The following is a 20,385-nucleotide window of genomic DNA, read 5'->3' as shown; positions in this document are numbered from 1 at the left end:
TAGATTGTAAAGGGGGAGTCCTTTTCCAAGGATTCTCCCTTTCTTCGTATCACAGAATTTTTCTTGGGGATTTTCCGTCGAATACCGACGAAAGCTTTTCGACCGACTACATTGTCACATGTATATATAAGGAGTGACCATGAACGACGAACAACCACGCATCGATGATCCCACTGATTTCCCGCCTCAGGAGGACACCGTCGAACGCCTGTGGACACCGCAACGCATGACCTATGTGCTGCGTAATTCCGAGAATCGCCCGACGAAGCCGAAAACAAAGGAATGCCCGTTCTGTGCTGGGCCGAAGAAGTCCGATGAGGACGGCCTGATCGCATGGCGCGGCACATACGTGTTCGCCATTATGAATTTGTATCCGTACAATGTCGGCCATTTGATGATCTGCCCGTACCGTCACGTCGGCATGATCACTGAATTGGATGACGCAGAACTATTCGAATTCGAAAAGGCGACGACGCTGGCGATGACGGTGATGCGTGACGTGTCGCATCCGGACGGCTACAACATCGGCATCAATCAGGGCGAGGTCGCAGGTGCCGGCGTCGCCGCGCATGTGCATCAGCATGTGGTGCCGCGCTGGAACGGTGACGCGAATTTCATGCCAATCGTCGCGCAGACGCGTACGATGCCGATTCTGCTGTCCGACCAGCGCGCGGCATATGCTGACGCCTTCGAACGTCTGGCGCCGTCGTTTTCGTTGCCATTGTCGAGATCGGCACAAGTCGAACAGTAGGGGAGAGCCATGCTGGAACGTTTTCGATCGGGTTGGAAGCGCATTATCAACCCGATTGCGGTGCTGTGCGTGCGTTTGTCGATCAGCGCGAACGTGGTGACGATTGTCGGCTCCTTGCTGACCATTGCCGTGGCCGTTGTCACCGGTGTGACCGGTTGGATGTTCGCAGGCGCCTTTGTATTGACGATTCTTGTATTGTTCGATTCTTTAGATGGATCGGTTGCGGCATTGACGAATGGCGGCACCAAATTCGGCGCCTTTTTGGATTCGACGCTGGATCGCATTGCTGATTGGGCGCTGCTTGTTGCAGTGATGCTGTTTTTCATTCTGCATGCCGATTGGTGGCATGATGCCTCTGATACATCCATTGACTATGTCGCGATGATTGGCTTGGGCGCGGCGTTGGTGTCGATCATGACGTCGTTTGTGACGTCATATGCGAGGGCTCGCGCAGAATCCGTCGGATATGAGGTGAAGGTCGGCGTCGCCACGCGCGCCGACAGGCTAGCCATTATTTTGATTGGCATGGCCGTCACCGGATTGGCGCATCATGGCATCTGGCTGTGCGTTGCGATGGTGTTGCTTGCCGCGCTCGGCGTGATTACCGTGGGCCAGCGCATTGGTGAAGCACATCGTTTGATGACGCGGGATCAAGCATAAATATGGCCTTGGAGCGATGCGATTTTAGTCGTTCTGCACGTTTTGTCTACAAACCGCTTTAAAATCATGTCGTTTGTCTTATCCGTCTAACCTGATCGGAGCAATATGTCAGGGCATTCCAAGTGGGCGACCACCAAGCATAAGAAGGCCGCTATTGACGCCAAGCGCGGTAAGCTGTTCGCCAAGCTGATCAAGAACATCGAAATCGCAGCCCGTATGGGCGGCGGCGACCCGGACGGCAACCCGTCCCTCGCCGATGCGATCTACAAGGCCAAGAAGGCCTCCATGCCCGCCGACAACATCAAGCGTGCTGTCAAGCGTGGTTCTGGCGAAGAAGCTGGTGGCGCCAACTACGAAGACATCGTGTATGAGGGTTATGCTCCGGCTGGTGTCGGTCTGATCATCGAGTGCTTGACCGACAACCGCAACCGTGCTGCTGCCGACGTCCGTTCCACTCTGGGCAAGGGCGGTGGCTCTCTGGCCACCACCGGTTCCGTGAGCTTCAACTTCGAGCGCAAGGGCCAGATTGCCATCCCGTCCGAAGGCGTGGACTTCGACGATCTGTTCGAGAAGGCCGCCGAAGCTGGCGCCGAGGACGTGCAGGATGAAGGCGAAATGTTTGTCGTCGTCACTGATCCGTCCGATATCCACACCGTTCGTCAGGCGCTGCTGGATTCCGGTTTCGAATATGATTCCGCCGATCTGGTGATGGCCCCGAAGACCGAGGTCGAGCTGAGCTTGGAAGACGCCCGCAAGGTGTCCCGCCTCATCGACAATCTCGACGATCTCGACGATGTGCAGAATATCTACTCCAACTGGACCGCTTCCGACGAGGTTATGGCCCAGCTCGACGAGGAGTAGTCGAGAGTGATTATCCTTGGCGTCGATCCCGGGCTGACTCGCTGCGGGGTCGGCGTAATAGAAGCCGGCGCATACCGCCGGCTTTCGTTTATTCATGTGGATGTTGTGCGTTCTGATCCGAAAATCTCCCAGGATCTTCGTCTGCTGGCCATCTACAGCGGTTTGGTGGAGAAAATCGAACGTTTCTGCCCGGATACGGTGTCCATCGAACGCGTGTTCGCCCAAGAAAACCGCAATACGGTGTTGGGAACGGCGCAGGCGGCCGGCGTGGCCATGCTTGCCGCAGCGCAACGCGGCATTCCCGTGGCATTGCATACGCCGACCGAATCGAAGATGTCCATCACCGGCAATGGTCAAGCGAATAAAGCGCAAATGGAACGCATGGTGGCTCGTATTCTCGGATTGAACACCATTCCGACGCCTGCAGATGCCGCCGATGCCTTGGCCGTCGCCATCTGCCACGCACTACGACCGGCCGGCGCTTTGCAAGGAGGGGAGCGGGAACAGCATCTGACTGCGGCGCAACGGCAATGGGCGAAAGCTGCGCAACAGGCCGCACATCGCTCGGGGGTCCGTAGAGGCATGTAAGCTATCGAACAGATGTTCTATTCGATAGCTAGCAGCAAGGGAAGTGACGGTCATGATCGGAATGCTGACCGGCCGCGTCGAATCAGTTGATTCGGCAGCCGCCCTGATTGACGTTGGCGGCGTTGGATACGAAGTGCGCATGCCTTCGGCTGACTTATCCGCCATTCATGCGGGGCAGGAGCATCGCGTCTATACGTCCTTATCGGTTTCCCAGGATGCCGTGACGTTATTCGGTTTTCTCTCCCCCGCATCGAAACGCATGTTCCTGCGATTGCAGAAGGTCAGTGGGGTCGGTCCGAAAGTCGCGCTGTCGCTGTTGTCGGTTTTGCCTGCAGACCGCTTGGCAAAGGCCATTGCGAATGGAGACGCAAAAGCGTTGACGAAGGCTCCGGGGCTGGGAAACAAGGGAGCCCAGAAAATCATTCTCGAGCTCAAGGGGTCGATTGATCTCGAACAGTTGGATGAACAATCGGCCGGTCTTCCGGCTCCGGACACTGGCGCCCAACAGGTGGTTGAAGGATTGATGTCTCTCGGTTGGAGCCAGCAGGATGCTCATCGCGCAGTAGAGACAGTGCGTGCGGAACAGGGACTTGACGAACCACTGCGTGCGCAAGACGTACCGAACGTGCTTCGCCTTGCGTTGGCATCGCTCGACCGAGGTAGGTGATTAGCCCATCATGGCCAACGAAACAACGACGATGAAAAATTCCGGTGCCAACGAAGAATCGCTCCGTATGGTTTCCGCAGCTCCGATTGCGGACGAACCTGTGAGCGATGAGGAGCTCCGTCCACATGTGCTGGATGGCTTTATCGGCCAGCCGTTGCTCAAAGCCCAGCTGCAACTGTTTCTCGATGCGGCCCGTAAACGCGAGGTGCCGCCGGATCATATTCTTCTCGCCGGCCCTCCCGGATTGGGTAAAACCACGTTGGCGATGATCGTCGCCAACGAACTGGGCGTGCCCATTCGTGTCACTTCCGGACCGGCCATCCAGCATGCAGGCGATTTGGCCTCAATCCTCAGCTCGCTGGATGCCGGTGAAGTACTGTTTATCGACGAGATTCACCGTCTGCCGCGTGCGGCGGAAGAACTGCTCTATATCGCAATGGAGGATTTCCGCGTCGACGTTATGGTCGGCAAGGGCCCTGGTGCCTCATCCATTCCGTTGACGTTGCCGCGTTTCACCGTTATCGGCGCAACGACACGTGAAGGCATGTTGCCTTCCCCGTTACGTGCGCGATTCGGTTTCACCGCGCATTTGGATTTCTACCCGCATGAAGAGCTTGAGAAACTGATCGACCGTTCGGCGGCCGTTCTTGGCTTGCGTCTTGACGATGGATCCTCGCACCAGATGGCGATGCGTTCACGAGGCACGCCTCGTATCGCCAATCGTCTTCTGCGCCGCGTGCGCGACTGGGCCATCGTCCACGATCTTGACTCGGTATCTCCTCAAGACGTCAAAGACGCATTGGCCCTGTACCAGATCGACACGGAAGGTTTGGACCGTCTCGATATCGCGGTGTTGACGGCCATCGTCACCAATTTCAACGGCGGACCGGTCGGTTTGAACAATCTCGCCGCCATGGTGGGCGAGGAATCGGAAACCGTCGAAACGGTGTGTGAGCCGTACTTGGTGCGCGAAGGTTTTTTGGTACGCACTCCTAAGGGGCGTGTCGCCACCGCCAAAGCGTGGGCGCATCTCGGACTTCAGCCTGAGAATAATTCTCAATAAGATGTCAGACCGCTATCATAAAATCAACCGGTTGGGCAACCGACCCGTATAACCGTTCCTATCGGCAAAGGAGAACTCCGGTATGGCAATTATGATCATCCTGCTCGTCGTCATGGTCGGCATGATGTGGTGGCAGTCCCGCTCCGCGAAAAAGCAGCAGGAAGAAAAGAAGAACTTCCGCTCCAATCTCCAGCCGGGAACCCAGGTCATTACCATTGGCGGCATCATCGGCACAGTGGTGTCCGTGGATTCCGAATACGAGGAAATCGTCATCGACTCCGAAGGTTCGCTGATTCGTTTCAGTTTCAATGCCATCAGCCGTGAATACACGCGTCCGGCATACATTCATGATGACGAAGTCGACGAAAACGGCAACCCGCTGCCGCAGGAAGACGCCGGCATGGATCAGGTTCCGGCGGACGACGCTATCGAATCGACTCCGCAGGAAGCCGGAACCGACAACGTCGAATCCTCCGACGATAACAAGTGATACATGATGCGCTCAATTATGAGCGCATCAGTTTTTTGCCAACACATCATTGACACTTCAAATACGATTCATCCATATACTGAAGGATTGAGCTCACATATGACGCAAGCGGATATCATCCCCGCCGATTTGAACAAGATCGCGACCGAGGACGCTGAATATCTGATCTCCTTGGTTCGTTCCATTCCAGGATTTCCGAAAGACGGTATTATTTTCCGTGACTTCATGCCTGTGTTGGCGGATGCGCGCGGACTCGGCATCCTGATGGACGCCTTGGAAGCGGCATTGCCAGTACCGGTGGATTCCTTCGATGCCATCGCCGGTTTGGAGGCACGTGGCTTCCTGTTCGGTCCGGCTTTGGCTGCACGCCTCGGCAAGGGATTCATTGCGGTCCGCAAAGCGGGCAAACTCCCGCCTCCAACGGTTGGAGAATCCTATAATCTCGAATATGGTCAAGCAACTGTTGAGATTGAAGTCAATGCGGTACATGAAGGGTCTCGTATTCTGATTGTCGACGATTTGATTGCAACCGGCGGCACGGCCAAGGCGGCGGCTCATCTTATCGAACGCTGCGGCGGCGCCGTCGTCGGCTTCAGCTTCGTTATGGAGCTGCTCGGCATCAATGGCATTGCGTCGCTGGGCGAGTATCCGTCCAGCCGCCTTATCACCATGCCGGCCTGATTCAAATCAACGGCCGTTACGATTTCGTTTACAGGGGAGTCCAACAATGGATCTTTACGAATATCAAGCACGCGAGCTGCTCGAAGAGCAATCAATTGACGTTCCGAAGGCAATTTTCGCCCAGAATTCTCATGAGGTCGCCGAAGCTGCGGATGTCATCGGCTACCCGTGCGTAATCAAGGCACAGGTGAAAACCGGACATCGCGGGCAGGCCGGCGGTGTGAAAATCGCCAAAACACGTGATGAGGCGATTCTTCTTTCCGAACAGATCCTTCCAATGACCATTCGCGGCCACAAGGTCAGCGGCGTCCTGGTCACTGAAGCGAAGAATATTCTGCACGAATATTACGTTTCCATCTCCGTGGATCGTTCATCTCGCGACTACGATGTGCTCGCGACTGCAGCCGGCGGCACGGAAGTCGAAGAAGTGGCCCGCAAACATCCAGAAATGGTCAAGCGCCTGCATATTGACCCGCTCGGCGAGTTTGATATCGAAGCAGCCCGACGCATGGCGAAAAGCATCGGCTTCTATCATGCCGATGTCGAGCAGGCGGCGGAAATCCTGCTGAAGATGTGGCATTGTTTCATCGAAAACGACACCACACTGGTGGAGATCAACCCGCTTGCGAAAATCGGCGATCCGGACGATGAATCCTCGAAATCGCTATGCGCTCTGGATGCCAAAATCTCCTTGGATGATAACGCCGCATTCCGTCACGACGGTTGGGCTCGTTTCCACGATCCGATCGCGGCGGATCCATTTGAACAGAAGGCACACGAACACGGTCTACACTATGTGCATCTGCATGGCGAGGTCGGTGTCATCGGCAATGGCGCGGGCTTGGTTATGAGTTCGCTCGACGCTGTTTCCGGAGCGGGCGAAGCTCAAGGCACCGGCATCAAACCGGCGAACTTCCTGGATATCGGTGGCGGAGCTTCGGCCGAGGTCATGGATGCCAGCCTTACCATCGTGCTGTCTGACCCGCAGGTCTGTTCTGTGTTCATCAACGTGTATGGTGGTATCACCGCATGCGACGAGGTGGCCAAGGGCATTCTCGAAGCGTTGGATAAGCTCAATGCCGCCAAGCCGATTGTCGTGCGTTTCGATGGCAATGCGGCGGCAGAAGGATTGAACATTCTTGCACAGTCTCACAATCCGAATGTGCAGGTTGCGCAAACCATGGAGGAAGCGGCTCAGGAAGCCGCACGTCTTGCCGCAAACGGCATGGAAGGACGCTGAGAAGCATGACTGTGTTCATTGAAGACGATGCCCCGGTAATCGTTCAGGGCATGACCGGACACCAGGGCATGACCCATACCGCTCGTATGCTCAAGGCCGGTACCAACATCGTGGGCGGCGTCAATCCTCGTAAGGCTGGCACTGAAATACAGTTCGAAGGCATGGACGGCGAAACCCTTTCCGTTCCCGTCTACGCGACTTGCCAGGACGCGCGTCAGGCGACAGGTGCCGTCGCCAGCGTCATCTTTGTGCCCCCGCGATTCGCGAAAAACGCCATCGTGGAAGCAGTCGAAGCGGGATTGCAGACTATTGTAGTCATCACTGAAGGTATTCCGGTTGCAGACAGCGCATATTGCGTGGCTCTGGCCCGCAGCAGGGGCGTCCGCATCGTCGGGCCGAATTGCCCCGGCCTGCTGACAACAACTTCTTCCGAATCGTCGCATGGCGTCAACCTCGGCATTATTCCGGATGGCATCGTCGCTCATGGACCGCTCGGCCTGGTGTCGAAGTCCGGAACCCTTACCTACCAGCTGATGGGCGAACTGTCCGATATCGGATTCACCGCATGCCTTGGCGCCGGTGGCGACCCGATCGTTGGCACCACGCTTCAGGAAGCTTTGGAGGCCTTTGATAACGACGACAACACCAAGGCTGTCGTTATGATCGGCGAAATCGGCGGTAACGCCGAGCAAGAGGCCGCACAGTGGGCCCACGAGCATATGACCAAGCCCATCGTCGCCTATATCGCAGGATTCACGGCGCCGGAAGGCAAACAGATGGGTCATGCCGGAGCGATTGTTTCCGGCGGTAAAGGCACTGCACAAGACAAGAAAGACGCGCTTGAAGCGGTAGGTATCCGCGTTGGTGCGACCCCTGGCCAAACCGCGCAGTACGTGCGCGAAGTTCTTGCCTCATTGCCACGATGACAGCAACCCAACTGAAGCATTGGATCAGGGGAGTCGTTATAGCAGCCGCCACGACGATTGTCTACGGCGCAGCGTTGTGGAGTTTCCTCGCTTTGCTGCTACTGGTCATTTCCATGGAGGAGGGCGGAGAGAATATTTCCTCCATCTCCACGCCCTTGGCCCAATCGATTATGCTGCTCAGCCAAGGTGCCGGTTTTCATACCGGCAGCATAACGCTGACCATTATCCCGTTGTCGTTGACTCTGCTGCTTATCGGAGTGGTACGAACGCTGGCGCTGCGGTTCGATACCAATTGGCGGGCGTATGTCAGTGGCGTTGTGGTATGGAATATCATCACCATGGTGTTACGCAACAATGCAGGAGTCACACTGATTGACGCTCCATGGCTAATTCATGTGAAGACGTCCGCGGTGTTCACCATCGGCTTCCTGCTTGCCGCGTTGCGTTCCGAAACCATTCGTGAACTATTCTCCCGCATAACCGGTCGGATATCCGAAGAACTGCGTAAAGCCGTGGTATGGGGTGTCAGAATCGCGACTGTTCTACTGATCGTCTACGTCATCATCGGATTGTTGACCGTACTGGCGTGGACCGGTATCGACTGGTCCACGGCGGCGGAAATTTTCGATATTTCCGGTATGCAGACCGGATCATCGATTCTCACTTCCATCGCGTCTCTTGCCTGGCTGCCGAATTTCGCGTTATGGGCGCTGGCTTGGCTGTTCGGAGACGGGTTCACCATCGGGCAAACGGCCTCATACACGCTGTGGTCCAGGAATGTGGATGTGCTGCCGCCGATTCCCGCGTTCGGCATTTTCCCGGATGCAGTGCACAACGATCTGCTGAGAATACTGTTTGTTTCCATTCCCGTCATCTGTTCGGCAGCATGCGGTCTTGCAGTCATCATTTTGAAGCGCGGATTCAATCTGCGTATTCCGTCGCCGACGCAATCGCATATCGACTATAAGTCGCTGATATTCGCTTTCGCGTATCCCGCCGGAGCGTTCTGCATCGCCAGCGCGATGGTTTCCGTGGGGTCAAGCCTGCTGTTCACCATGTCGAACGGCTCGCTGGGTACCGAAAGACTGTCTCACATCGGCGTCGATGTGATCACCGCCACGCGCAGCGTCGGCCAACCGACCGCGCTCGGCCTGATATGCGCCTGGATGATTGCCGCAATTGGCGTCGCAGCGATTTTCGGGATACGCTGGATTTCTAAACGTGTTCGCGCACGGCGTGACGTCTCCGACGCTCAGCCGACGACCGTTCGTGAAGTTGCCACGCCTGCACGCGTAGCGACTTCAACCCCACAACATAAGGAGGAACAGGGTGACAACAACGAATCGTCCGATACGACGAGCTCTGGTATCGGTCTTCCATAAGGAAGGCATCGAGGTGCTTGCCGAAGCTTTCAAGCAGGCTGGTACCGAAGTGGTGTCCACCGGCTCCACTGCCAAGCGTCTCGCGGAACTTGGTGTGCAGGTCGTCGAAGTCTCCGAAGTCACCGGTTTTCCGGAGAGCCTTGACGGACGAGTCAAGACCCTCGATCCGCACATCCATGCCGGCATCCTTGCCGACATGACCAACGAAGACCACGCTCGTCAGCTCGAAAAGCTCGGCATCAAGCCGTTCGACCTGGTCGTCGTCAATCTGTACCCGTTCGCCGACACCGTTCGTTCCGGTGCCAACGAGGCCGACACCATCGAGAAAATCGATATCGGCGGTCCGTCCATGGTTCGTGGCGCGGCGAAGAACAGCGCCACCGTCGCCATCATCACCGATCCGGCCGATTACGCTCTGGTTGCCCAGCGCGTCGCCGACGGCACGGGCTTCTCCCTCGAAGAACGTCGTTGGCTTGCCGCAAAGGCCTATGCTCATACCGCAGCCTATGACGCTACGATCAGCGAATGGACCGCGAAGCATTGGCCGAAGCCGGCCACGGTTGTTTCCGCCGATGCCGAACCGGAAGAGACCCCGGTTGACGAGGTAAAGTTCCCGACCGCATTCACGCGCACTTGGGATCGCGCCCACGTTCTGCGCTACGGCGAAAACCCACACCAGCAGGCGGCTCTTTATCTTGACCCGCTGAATCAGGGTGGATTCGCCCATGCCGAACAGCTGGGTGGCAAGCCGATGAGCTACAACAACTACGTGGATGCCGATGCCGCATGGCGCGCCGTGTGGGATTTTGCCCCGAAGATCGCCGTCGCAGTGGTCAAGCACAACAATCCGTGTGGACTGGCTATCGGCGAAACCGCAGCCGAAGCGCACAAGAAGGCTCATGCCTGCGATCCGATGAGCGCCTATGGCGGCGTGATCGCCTGCAACACGACGGTCACCCTCGATATGGCAGAAAGCGTTCGCCCGATCTTCACCGAAGTCATAGTGGCTCCGGACTATGAGCCGGCTGCCCTTGAACTGCTGCAGACCAAGAAGAAGAACCTGCGCATCCTCAAGGTGGCCGAGCCGCCGAAGGCCAAGACGCAGTTCCGCCAGATCGACGGCGGCCTGCTGGTGCAGTCCACCGATCTGATCGATGCGGTCGGCGACAATCCAGACGCGTGGAAGCTGGTTTCCGGCGAGCCGGCCGACGAGCAGACCCTGAACGATTTGCTGTTCGCATGGCGTGCGATTCGTTGCGTGAAGTCCAACGCGATTCTTATCGCGCACGATCAGGCTACGGTCGGCATTGGCATGGGCCAGGTCAATCGTGTGGATTCCGCCAACCTGTCCGTTGAACGTGCGAACACGCTGGCTGACGGCGCGAATCGCACCAATGGCGCAGTCGCCGCATCCGACGCGTTCTTCCCGTTCGCCGATGGCGCTCAGATTCTGATCGATGCCGGTGTCAAGGCCATCGTTCAGCCTGGCGGCTCGATTCGCGACGAGGAAGTGTTCGAAGCCGCGCGTAAGGCCGGCGTCACGATGTACGTGACCGGCACGCGTCACTTCTTCCACTAAAGAGTATGTGACGGTGTCGTCGTCTCCCGACATGGGAGACGGCGACACCGTCACATCGCGTACAATCATTGACGGGATGCAATACGAGTATTATGATTCCCACGGTTTTTCGTATGGCATCATCTTTGATGTCGTATGGTTCAATGCGATTGAGACGGCACGCAGGAAGGCGCATTTATGGGAAATCACCCATTCGTTTCGGAAGATCACGAGGGTAAGCCCTGGTTTGAATGGGCGGTCGCCATTGTTCTTGTGCTGGCTGCTCTGATCGCGTTCCTTGGGTATACGTTGGCCGCCACCGCAATGATTGCGGCGACGGCCATTTTCACTGGACTTGTCCGCCTGATGTTCAGAGAGAAAAGCCCTTGGAAGGTTCGCTCAGTGGCGTTCGATTCCCTCGTCGGCATTCTGCTGGGCGTCGGACTGCTGGTTCTGTACTTCAGTTTCCCCAACAATCTGTGATGTAGCAGCCTGTGACGTCTGATCAGCCGGCATCGTTTCAGCCTGCGCGTTCTGCTGTGTGAAGCTTTCGGAAGTCTCGGAACCAGCGATTTCAAAGGATTCAGCTTCCTGCATGGCCGTGGCTTCGGCAGCGGCAAGCTGGGCGTCCTTCTTCTTGGCGGCAGTGTTCTTGGCCATCTGCGCGACGATAATCACCAGTGCGACGATGGCGGCGGCGAGCACCGGGCAAATCCAGAACACCCACAGCTGCGGCAACGGCTCCTGGGTCATGCCCTGTCCCTGAGCGACAATGGCGATGCCGGTGGAACGCGCCGGATTCAGCGCCGCGCCGGTGACGGGATATGTGATGGCGGTGCCGACGCCATAGGCAATACCCATCATCAGAGCCTGCCGGCCATTCATCTCATCGGATCCGTTCATCGTACGCATCGCAGTGGAGACGATCAGCAGTCCAGCGACGACTTCCACGACGATTGCCATAGTGATGCCGAAGGTGATGCCGTAATTGCCGAGTGTCGAATACGAGACAGAGCCTTTTTCGAAACCGTTGACGGCCGGCGTGTACCAGACGCTCGCCGTAACCTGTTCGGAAACGGGAAGCATGAATTTGATGCCGAATCCCGCACCGATGGCGCCCACGACCTGCGCGATGATGTACAGTACGCCGTCAAGAACATTCGTTTTGCCGACCAGCATCGCCGCGATGGTGACGGCCGGATTGAACTGTGCGCCGGAAATGCGGCCGAAAATATACGTCGCCAACGCGTAGATGCATCCGATGGAGATGGTCACAAACGACATGTATACGCCGAAAATACCCAGTCCCAGAGCGCTTGTCGTATAGATCGCGAAACAGATCAGAAAGCTGCCGATCAGCTCGGCGCCTACGCGCACGACCAACGGCTGAATCTCTTTCCGCGTAGCTACAGGAGTCGCTTCAACAGCAGTCATATCATTCCTTTATCATTGTGTACGTCGCGGGAATCATCCCGCCGAACGCAGCCATCCTACCAGTCAACCCTTACGGTAGTATGGATTAGCTCTCGTTTCGCCGATTCCGGCCGACGAAACGAATGATTAAAAAAACATGCCCGGCCACGTTGGGAGAACGATGCCAAACGCATATTCTCGCGCCGCGAAGGCGCATAATGACAATGAAGGTATCCGCCTGCAGAAGCTGCTTGCGCAGGCAGGATTCGGATCTCGCCGCAAATGCGAAGAGATCATTCTTGACGGACGTGTCGAAATCGACGGCGAATTGGTGACCGAATTGGGCACCCGCGTCGATCCGAAGCGTCAGCAGGTGAGGGTTGACGGTTCCCGCGTACGCGTGAACCCGAACCATATCACTCTTGCTTTGAACAAACCGCGTCGCGTGTTGAGCACGATGGACGATCCGAAGGGACGTTATACGCTGCGCGATATCGTCGGCGACAAATACGAGCGCATCTTCCATATGGGACGCCTCGACTATGATTCCGAAGGCCTGATTCTGATGACCAATGACGGCGAGCTCAGCCAGCACGTCATGCATCCGAAGTATGAGGTCGAGAAAACCTATATCGCCACTCTGCAGGGCAAGATCAGCGGTACCGTGTGCCGTCGTCTGGTCACCACCGGCGTGCAACTCGATGACGGCTGGACCAAGCTCGACCATTGCGCCATCATCGACGCGAACCGCGATACCACGCTGGTGAAGGTTGTGTTGCATTCCGGCAAGAACCGCATCGTGCGCCGTATTTTCGGTTCGATCGGTTTCCCTGTCAAGCGTCTGGTGCGCACGCAGATCGGCCCGATCAAGCTCGGCGATCTGAAGTCCGGCTCCTACCGTGTGCTGTCGCAGACCGAGGTCCGCTCCCTGTCTAAGGCGGTGGGACTGTGATTCGCGTTGCCATTGATGGACCCGCCGGCGTCGGCAAATCCTCCACATCCAAGGCATTGGCGAAATATTATGGTTTCGCCTATCTGGACACCGGTGCGATGTATCGCGCCTGTGCTTGGTGGTGCATGCAGCAAGGCATCGATCTTGATGCCGAAGCGCTTGACGGGCAGGAGATCACCGAAACCGTCGCCGCCTTCTTCACCGAAGGTCATTTCGACATCAGCGTCGATCCGGATGATGCTCGCGTTTTCGCCGATGGCGAGGATATCAGCGAGGAGATTCGTTCGTCCGAGGTCTCTGCGCATGTTTCCAAAGTGTCGAACATCATTCCGGTTCGTAATGTGCTGATTGCCGCACAGCGCGCCTATATCGCTCAGGAAGAGGCCGAAGATTCGTTCTCGTCCGGTTTGGGCGTTGTGGCCGAAGGCCGAGACATCACCACGGTCGTCTCTCCCGATGCCGAAGTGCGTGTGTTGCTCACCGCCCGCGAAGAGGTGCGTCAGGCACGTCGCGCCGGCCAGAGCGTCAAGGGCGTTGGCGTGGAAGACGTGGCCGCCCGTGACAAGGCCGATTCCAAGGTCACACAATTCATAACCGCAGCCGATGGCGTTACGACCATAGATAATTCCGATCTTGATTTCGAACAGACTTTCGATATGCTGGTCGAATTGGTCGACGCCGCCATCGAAGAGCAGGAATACCGCCGTTATGTCGCCAACTTGGAGGGCTATGAGCTTGACGAAGGCGATGAGGGCCTGATTGATGGTTCCGCCTTTGACAATCGTGCTTCCAATGCTGGTCCGAAGGCCGTTGGCGTGTTGGCTGTGGTCGGCCGTCCGAATGTCGGCAAGTCCACACTGGTGAACCGTATTCTCGGACGCCGCGCAGCAGTGGTCGAGGATACGCCTGGCGTGACCCGCGATCGTGTCAGCTATGACGCAGAATGGGCCGGTACAGATTTCAAGCTGGTCGATACCGGTGGCTGGGAGGCCGATGTGGAAGGCATTGAGTCCGCCATCGCTTCGCAGGCTCAGGTTGCGGTGCAGCTTGCCGATGCCGTGATTTTCGTGGTCGACGGTCAGGTAGGTCTAACTTCGACCGACGAACGTATCGTCAAGATGCTTCGTGCGGCTGGTAAGCCCGTTACGCTTGCCGTCAACAAAGTCGACGACCAGATCAGCGAATACTTGACCGCCGAATTCTGGAAGTTGGGTTTGGGCGAACCGTACGGCATTTCTGCCATGCATGGCAGGGGAGTGGGAGATCTGCTGGATGTCGCGATGGATTCGCTGCGTAAGGCCGAACGTACGTCTGGCTTCTTGACCCCGTCCAATCTGCGTCGTGTGGCACTGGTCGGCCGTCCGAATGTCGGCAAGTCGTCGCTGCTTAATCAGTTGGCGCACGAGGAGCGTACCGTCGTCAATGATTTGGCTGGTACCACCCGTGACCCGGTTGACGAAGTGGTGAATGTCGATGATGAAGATTGGCTGTTCATCGATACCGCCGGCATCAAGCGTCGTCTGCATAAGCTGTCAGGCGCGGAGTATTATTCGTCTCTACGCACGCAGGCTGCAATTGAACGTTCCGAATTGGCCCTTGTGTTGTTCGACGCCTCCCAGCCTATTTCCGATCAGGATCTGAAGGTGATGAGCCAGGCTGTTGATGCCGGACGCGCTATCGTGTTGGTGTTCAACAAGTGGGATCTGATGGATGAATTCGACCGCCAGCGTATGGAACGCTTGTGGAAGACCGAATTCGACCGTGTCACGTGGGCGCAGCGTGTGAATCTTTCCGCTAAGACCGGCTGGCACACGAACCGACTGGCCAATGCGATGCGTGGGGCTTTGGAATCGTGGGATAAGCGTATTCCGACCGGTAAGCTCAATTCGTTCCTGGGCCAGATTCAAGCGGCGCATCCACATCCGCTTCGTGGCGGCAAGCAGCCGCGTATTCTGTTCGCGACCCAAGCATCGACGCGACCTCCGCGTTTCGTGATTTTCGCCACGGGATTCCTTGAGCATGGCTACCGTCGTTACATTGAGCGTTGTCTGCGTGAAGAATTCGGTTTTGACGGTTCGCCGATCCAGATTTCGGTGAACATCCGAGAAAAGAAGAAGCGCAAGTGATAATCGCATTCACGTAAGCATATGTTGGGGCCGTCCAGTATGCGGTACTGGACGGCCCCAACATATGCGTGCTATGAAGCGACACGACTAAAGCGACACGACGGATTTTGTTTTTTTCATATTTGTGCTAAATTACCTATTCGGTGCTTCGCACCGTTCGGACCATAGCGCAGTTTGGTAGCGCACTTGACTGGGGGTCAAGGGGTCGCGGGTTCAAATCCCGCTGGTCCGACCAAAAGGGCGGAAAATCAACGATTTCCGCCCTCCTGCTTTTCGGGTGAAATGCCATCGGGTACAAATCGGGTACATTGCGGGAATTACATTAAATCATTCGACTGGGTTGACGGTATTGTCGTCGACCCATCGGTCGATGTCGGTCTGCCGGTATCGGATGAGCCTGCCGACGGTCACGTACGGCAGCTCGCGACGTTCGCTGCGCCAACGTGAAAGCGTCGAAACGGGAATATTCAGCTGCTCCGCAGCCTGTCCGGGAGTAATCAGGCTACGACCGGCATTATCGGCATTGTTCTTCATGTCGTGCTTCTATGCGACGTGCGTCAGGGCGCATAGGTGACGGTCATGGCGAAGAGTTGGATTAACGATCGATGGCTGACCGATGCCGTGAAGATATTGGATGACGGCTCAAAGGTGCATGTTCCTCCCTCGTCGGCGGTAAAGCGTGCGCTGTCGATGCATATGGACGATCCGGAAAAAGCGAAGGTCCCGGCTGAGTTTCGAACCAGCGTCTTCGGGAAGGGATCCAGATGGACGGTGTTCTGGACGGCGGATGGCGAACGTCATCGCAGGAATTTCCGGGACTACCGCAAGGCGGATGAGTTCCGGGCGGGCTTGGAGGACGATATTCGATCCGCCCGGTACGTGAATCCCAAGGATGCCGAACGTACCTTTGGCGAGGTCGCCGAAATCTGGATCGCGGGATTGCGGGGGAGCATCAAACAGTCCACGGAGGCCCGTTACCTGCGTGAGTTGCGGATCTGGGTGCTTCCGCGCTGGGGCATGGTGCCTTTGGGACGTATCGGCACGGCAACCGTGCAGCGGTGGGTGGCGCAGCTCGTCTCCGGGGACGCGCCCCGCGACGGGCGAATCGGCCAGGCAAGGCCGTTGGCCCCGAAATCCATCCGTTCGATCGTGAAGATTGTATTCAAGGCCGTGCTGGATCTGGCCGTATCGAATGGATGGCTGACGGCCAATCCCGTCGATCGGGTGAAACTGCCGCGGGCCCTGCCCGTGCATCGGCGCGTCTATCTGACTCCTATCGAGGTCAAGGCCATCGCCGACGAGATGAGTGACAACAATGCCATCGCCGTATACCTGTTGGCCTATACCGGGGTACGCATCGGTGAGCTGCTTGCATTGCGATGCGGCGATGTGGATCTTGACCGGATGACGATATCGATCACGAAGACCCAGTCCGTGGATGTGGGCAACCGGACGCTTGAAACCACGCCTAAGGGAAACCGGTCCCGCACAGTGCCGATCCCCGAGGGATTACGCGCCGGAATCATACGACTGATCGACGGGCACGGGTCAGATGAATATCTCGTTCGTGCGCCGCGCGGAGGCATGCAGACCACGCGAAACTGGCGGAACCGAATCTGGTTCCGGGCCTTGCGGGCCGCGGGTATGGACGAGATCGACGGGTTGACGATACACTCGCTGCGGCACACGTATGCGAGCTTGGCGATCAAGGCCGGGGCGGACGTGAAGACCTTGCAGGCGGTCATGGGCCATGCGTCCGCGGCGGAAACATTGGACACGTACGCGGACCTGTGGCCCAGTCGGACCAGCGAGGTCGCGGCCGCCATCAACCGGGAGATCCTGTTTTAGTACATAATCGCGGTTAATTACGTTACCTGCCCCAGCTGATGCCGTGGCATATCGCCGATATCACGATTGCGGCCAGCGACGTGTCCTCATCGATTTGCAAGGCGGTATTGGCAAGGTCTATCGCGGTTTGGTAGTTGCCGATTATCCAATGCAGGTAGGCCGCGGAGGCCAGCGGATGCGCCAGATGCCGGTTCTTCCCCTCCTGTGCCAGCCCGTCGGCGATGCGCTGTGCCCGGATATGCGGGATGCTGTCGGGATGCTGATAGGTGCGGGTTAGACGGCGTTCCATTTCAGCCTTCGTGCCATGAGGATCTTTGACGATTTCGGCAAACTTGTCCAGCGTTAGGGTATCGTCAATCGCTGCTAATAATACGGCGTCGCGCACTGCATAGCTGTGATTGATGGCTTCTGCCAGGTCTGCCAGGTTCCCCTTCTCCGGGGCCTGCATGTCATGCCAGATGTTGTTGATGGTGATGTTCATTGGTAGCCTCCTGCCTTTGTGACTTTGTTTTCTGCCGTTCCTCGGCGCCGCGAAAAGGACCGTGGGGTTCCGTCCGCGCAAAACGACGGACGGGTACATGCCACGCGTGGCGGTTTGCGCGGACGGAACCCCACGGTTACGATGGCGTGCGCGAGGAACGAAAGAAAACTGTCGGCCGTCGGCCGACAAAGATATATGACTACTGCCGTCCGGCCTCGACGCCGGACGTCCCTATCAACGGCGGGCCGTGCCCGCTCCGTATCCTGTCATCGCCAAACATTGTGTGTCTCGCCAGCAGGTTGCCGGATTGTCGGATACTGGTGTATGCCCGCGCGTAAGCGCGGGCGAGCCCCCGGCCGGCGTTAGCCGGCAAGGGGGCGGCTCGGTAATAGAATCGCACTTAATTGCGCGAAGGCGCGGTGCACTCGTCAATAATCTGCATGGCGATTGGCACCTCCCCGTCCTCGACGCGTTGCATCACATAAGCGTGGATGGATGGCGTGGTGCGCAGCATGCGGTATGCCTCCATGGTCAGGTCGATGACGGGGATGCCGTGTACTGATCGCTGGATAATCTGCTCGTCGGTCGGCTCCTCACCCGTGATACCTATGTCCCGGCGCAGGTCACGGCTCCATGTGATACTGCGTTTGCGATAGGTGGCATCCACGTATTCCACCCACAGACGTTTTGCCAGGTCCGGCCCCAGCCGCTGTACTATATCGTCGTCGAGCAACTGCAGCGGGTTGACTCCATCATCACTGCGGGCCTGTTTGCGATCCCCCCGGATGACTTCGGACGCAATATCCCTGCGTTTATGCTTGTCCGGTGGCTTGACCAGATAGTCGGCCAGTGCGATGTTGTCATCCGCGGATTCAATCAAAACTCCATGTCGTTTCGATGGGGATTTGTGATTTGGCGCAAGCGTATGAAGGACCGCCGCCCACATGCGGGTGATCTGTTTGCGCTCAGGCATCGTCGAGCCGGCGGAAAAAAGGAGTATGTGCAGGTGCGGATGCCAGCCGTGTCTGGGGCTCCAGATGATTTCCGCGGAGCGCACATAATGTTCGATGCCATGAGCGCGCGCGAATCTTCTCCACGCCTGACCGCCTCTCATATAGGACCACGCGTTGGATACCAGCGACAGCGTCGCATCGAGCGGATCAGTCTTATGATGCGGGATGGTTAACGTGACGAACCATATGTTGTGCCCGTCCGTTTCCTGCCACCGTTCGATTGCCGTGCGTAGATCACGGGCGCGACGCGTGCGGATGATGGGCGTGCATATGGGGCAGGCCCACGGGCTGGCGCAGCGCTCCGTGCCCGAAACATATGCCTTGCCGTCATGCAGGCGGATGGACGTGCTGGTCAGAGGCCAGCCGCAACGCGCGGGACGCGGCAACTCCCGCAACTGCCATGTTCGCAGCCGTCCCGCACCACCCGATGCGCGATCCAATAACCACGCCTGCGATCTGGCGCGACGTGCGTACTGTTCCTCTCTCCAATGCCGCAAATCATCCGATCTGCGCCGCGCATCCTGCGGCCCTTTCGTCTGTTCATTCATTCGAAACCCTCCAGACCGCGTGAGTCAACGGTCCGAAAACGTACGGCCTGTCTGTGCAGCGAGTCATGCCAGTATCCCGTGCCGGGCATATCCGTCGGTATCGTGTGCGGCGCGCAGCCGTCCTTGACCGCGTCCTCGCCCATCATCATGATGGTTTCGGCTTTCGATGTCAGGGCCAAAGCGATGCGATTTGGAAAACGATCTCGCAAGGGGACGGCCTCCTTGCGCGGATCCTGCGTGGCGCCGACGACCGTGATGCCCGCGCTCCGGCCCAACCTCAAAATCCGGTCCAATAAACGCTGGCACTGCTCCTGCCGGGACCGCTCCTCCTTGCCGACCGCTCCAGCTAACTCGGCCATCTCATCCACCACCAGCACAATCAGTGGCATGTCCGTGTCGATGATGACTTTTGTACCGCCCTGCTCGCGCAGGGTTCGGTTACGCTCCTTGCGAATAGCATCAACTTGTTCGAGCAGGGGTGCAACCTGATCAGGCTCTTCGGCAACTCTCTGCATCCAACGAGACCAGCCGCTTAACTCGACTCCGTCTTTCAGGTCAATCCCGTACAGAATCATCGAACCTTGCAGGATATCAGGCAGAGTATTGATCAAGAGTTGTGTAATCAGTCGGCTTTTACCCGCCCCTGTCCGGCCGACAACCAGCGTATGCATGCCGGGCGGGATAGCAATAATCCCGCCGTCCAGCGCATTGCGATACCACATGATCCCATGACCGGACGGCGGGGGCGAAACACGATGCATCATCATCGTGTCAACGTCCAATCACGGTAGCGGGCGCGATGCTTGGACGATTGCACGTCATCCATACCGAGGGACCGCATCAGCATTACGCCCGCTTCGACCGCATCCTCCGGCGTGGTGATGTGCGGAATCAGCTTGTCGGGCACATGTATGCGGATGGTGCGGGCGTAGCCCAGCGTGCAGGGCAGGCCAGGCCCGTACATGACTCGTACCGTATGGCGGTCCTCGGGCTTAATCCGCAGCAGCGAGCATATGGTCTCATGATTCTCACGTGTCTCGTACGCGGCGCGTGCGATCACAATGCCAACGATTATCAAGGGTATGACGATCGGCAGAAGACCGATGAGCTGGGCAACAAGATGGTCCATGGTGACTC

Annotated in this window: 21 protein-coding genes and 1 tRNA gene; 16 read left to right on the top strand and 6 right to left on the bottom strand. The window is 57.5% G+C overall.

Annotated elements, in window-relative coordinates:
* Positions 1-139 precede the first annotated feature (139 nt).
* From AC1AWD_RS03415 to purH, 12 genes are all read left to right on the top strand, one after another.
* Positions 140-751 (top strand): HIT family protein, encoded by a 612-nt coding sequence (locus tag AC1AWD_RS03415; protein ID WP_476563717.1) that lies wholly within the window; start codon positions 140-142, stop codon positions 749-751.
* A 9-nt stretch (positions 752-760) separates the two neighbouring features.
* A complete protein-coding gene (locus tag AC1AWD_RS03410; RefSeq protein ID WP_476563715.1) occupies positions 761-1,411 on the top strand; it encodes a CDP-alcohol phosphatidyltransferase family protein in 651 nt (216 codons plus the stop codon).
* 105 nt (positions 1,412-1,516) lie between these two features.
* Positions 1,517-2,272: a YebC/PmpR family DNA-binding transcriptional regulator gene (locus AC1AWD_RS03405; protein ID WP_476563713.1), complete on the top strand. Its 756-nt coding sequence runs from the start codon at positions 1,517-1,519 to the stop codon at positions 2,270-2,272.
* A 6-nt stretch (positions 2,273-2,278) separates the two neighbouring features.
* Positions 2,279-2,860 (top strand): crossover junction endodeoxyribonuclease RuvC, encoded by a 582-nt coding sequence (gene ruvC, locus AC1AWD_RS03400; protein ID WP_476563711.1) that lies wholly within the window; start codon positions 2,279-2,281, stop codon positions 2,858-2,860.
* A 52-nt stretch (positions 2,861-2,912) separates the two neighbouring features.
* A complete protein-coding gene (ruvA, locus tag AC1AWD_RS03395) occupies positions 2,913-3,527 on the top strand; it encodes a Holliday junction branch migration protein RuvA (RefSeq protein ID WP_476563709.1) in 615 nt (204 codons plus the stop codon).
* 10 nt (positions 3,528-3,537) lie between these two features.
* Complete coding sequence (ruvB, locus tag AC1AWD_RS03390; protein ID WP_476563707.1) at positions 3,538-4,590, top strand: Holliday junction branch migration DNA helicase RuvB; 1,053 nt, start codon at positions 3,538-3,540, stop codon at positions 4,588-4,590.
* An 82-nt stretch (positions 4,591-4,672) separates the two neighbouring features.
* Positions 4,673-5,080, top strand: coding sequence for a preprotein translocase subunit YajC (gene yajC / locus AC1AWD_RS03385; RefSeq protein WP_476563705.1), 408 nt, complete (start codon positions 4,673-4,675; stop codon positions 5,078-5,080).
* Positions 5,081-5,179: 99 nt separating this feature from the next.
* Positions 5,180-5,761: an adenine phosphoribosyltransferase gene (locus tag AC1AWD_RS03380; protein WP_476563703.1), complete on the top strand. Its 582-nt coding sequence runs from the start codon at positions 5,180-5,182 to the stop codon at positions 5,759-5,761.
* 46 nt (positions 5,762-5,807) lie between these two features.
* The gene (sucC, locus tag AC1AWD_RS03375; RefSeq protein ID WP_476563701.1) at positions 5,808-7,001 is read left to right on the top strand and encodes an ADP-forming succinate--CoA ligase subunit beta; all 1,194 of its coding nucleotides are present in this window, start codon (positions 5,808-5,810) and stop codon (positions 6,999-7,001) included.
* 5 nt (positions 7,002-7,006) lie between these two features.
* Complete coding sequence (gene sucD, locus AC1AWD_RS03370; protein WP_476563699.1) at positions 7,007-7,927, top strand: succinate--CoA ligase subunit alpha; 921 nt, start codon at positions 7,007-7,009, stop codon at positions 7,925-7,927.
* Complete coding sequence (locus AC1AWD_RS03365) at positions 7,924-9,309, top strand: cell division protein PerM (protein ID WP_476563697.1); 1,386 nt, start codon at positions 7,924-7,926, stop codon at positions 9,307-9,309. The genes sucD and AC1AWD_RS03365 overlap by 4 nt, the downstream gene beginning before the upstream one ends.
* Positions 9,257-10,888: a bifunctional phosphoribosylaminoimidazolecarboxamide formyltransferase/IMP cyclohydrolase gene (gene purH / locus AC1AWD_RS03360; protein WP_476563695.1), complete on the top strand. Its 1,632-nt coding sequence runs from the start codon at positions 9,257-9,259 to the stop codon at positions 10,886-10,888. Before AC1AWD_RS03365 ends, purH begins: the two co-directional genes overlap by 53 nt.
* A gap of 378 nt (positions 10,889-11,266) precedes the next feature.
* Here purH and AC1AWD_RS03355 read toward each other — a convergent pair whose 3' ends face one another.
* Positions 11,267-12,301, bottom strand: coding sequence for an MIP/aquaporin family protein (locus AC1AWD_RS03355; RefSeq protein ID WP_476563693.1), 1,035 nt, complete (start codon positions 12,299-12,301; stop codon positions 11,267-11,269).
* Between the two features lie 160 nt (positions 12,302-12,461).
* Between AC1AWD_RS03355 and AC1AWD_RS03350 the strand changes: the two genes are divergently transcribed.
* From AC1AWD_RS03350 to AC1AWD_RS03340, 3 genes are all read left to right on the top strand, one after another.
* Positions 12,462-13,232, top strand: a complete 771-nt coding sequence (locus tag AC1AWD_RS03350; RefSeq protein ID WP_476563692.1) for a pseudouridine synthase — start codon at positions 12,462-12,464, stop codon at positions 13,230-13,232.
* Positions 13,229-15,358 (top strand): bifunctional cytidylate kinase/GTPase Der, encoded by a 2,130-nt coding sequence (der, locus tag AC1AWD_RS03345; protein ID WP_476563690.1) that lies wholly within the window; start codon positions 13,229-13,231, stop codon positions 15,356-15,358. Before AC1AWD_RS03350 ends, der begins: the two co-directional genes overlap by 4 nt.
* 158 nt (positions 15,359-15,516) lie before the next feature.
* Positions 15,517-15,593: transfer RNA gene (locus AC1AWD_RS03340), tRNA-Pro, on the top strand.
* A 92-nt stretch (positions 15,594-15,685) separates the two neighbouring features.
* Here the strand turns inward: AC1AWD_RS03340 and AC1AWD_RS03335 are convergent.
* On the bottom strand, positions 15,686-15,892 hold the full coding sequence (locus AC1AWD_RS03335) for a helix-turn-helix domain-containing protein (RefSeq protein ID WP_476563688.1): 207 nt from the start codon (positions 15,890-15,892) through the stop codon (positions 15,686-15,688).
* A gap of 45 nt (positions 15,893-15,937) precedes the next feature.
* Here AC1AWD_RS03335 and AC1AWD_RS03330 point away from each other — a divergent pair, with 45 nt between their 5' ends.
* Positions 15,938-17,206, top strand: coding sequence for a tyrosine-type recombinase/integrase (locus AC1AWD_RS03330; RefSeq protein ID WP_476563687.1), 1,269 nt, complete (start codon positions 15,938-15,940; stop codon positions 17,204-17,206).
* A 22-nt stretch (positions 17,207-17,228) separates the two neighbouring features.
* Here AC1AWD_RS03330 and AC1AWD_RS03325 read toward each other — a convergent pair whose 3' ends face one another.
* From AC1AWD_RS03325 to AC1AWD_RS03310, 4 genes are all read right to left on the bottom strand, one after another.
* Positions 17,229-17,687, bottom strand: coding sequence for a hypothetical protein (locus AC1AWD_RS03325; protein ID WP_476563685.1), 459 nt, complete (start codon positions 17,685-17,687; stop codon positions 17,229-17,231).
* A gap of 400 nt (positions 17,688-18,087) precedes the next feature.
* Positions 18,088-19,248, bottom strand: coding sequence for a protein rep (locus AC1AWD_RS03320; RefSeq protein ID WP_476563683.1), 1,161 nt, complete (start codon positions 19,246-19,248; stop codon positions 18,088-18,090).
* The gene (locus AC1AWD_RS03315; protein ID WP_476563681.1) at positions 19,245-20,015 is read right to left on the bottom strand and encodes an FtsK/SpoIIIE domain-containing protein; all 771 of its coding nucleotides are present in this window, start codon (positions 20,013-20,015) and stop codon (positions 19,245-19,247) included. Before AC1AWD_RS03315 ends, AC1AWD_RS03320 begins: the two co-directional genes overlap by 4 nt.
* On the bottom strand, positions 20,012-20,377 hold the full coding sequence (locus tag AC1AWD_RS03310) for a hypothetical protein (protein ID WP_476563679.1): 366 nt from the start codon (positions 20,375-20,377) through the stop codon (positions 20,012-20,014). The genes AC1AWD_RS03315 and AC1AWD_RS03310 overlap by 4 nt, the downstream gene beginning before the upstream one ends.
* Positions 20,378-20,385 lie beyond the last annotated feature (8 nt).

This window comes from Bifidobacterium sp. LH_512 (genome assembly GCF_056356435.1).
The sequence above is the reverse complement of the archived record's forward strand: the minus strand, read 5'-3'. Positions and strand labels throughout refer to the sequence as shown.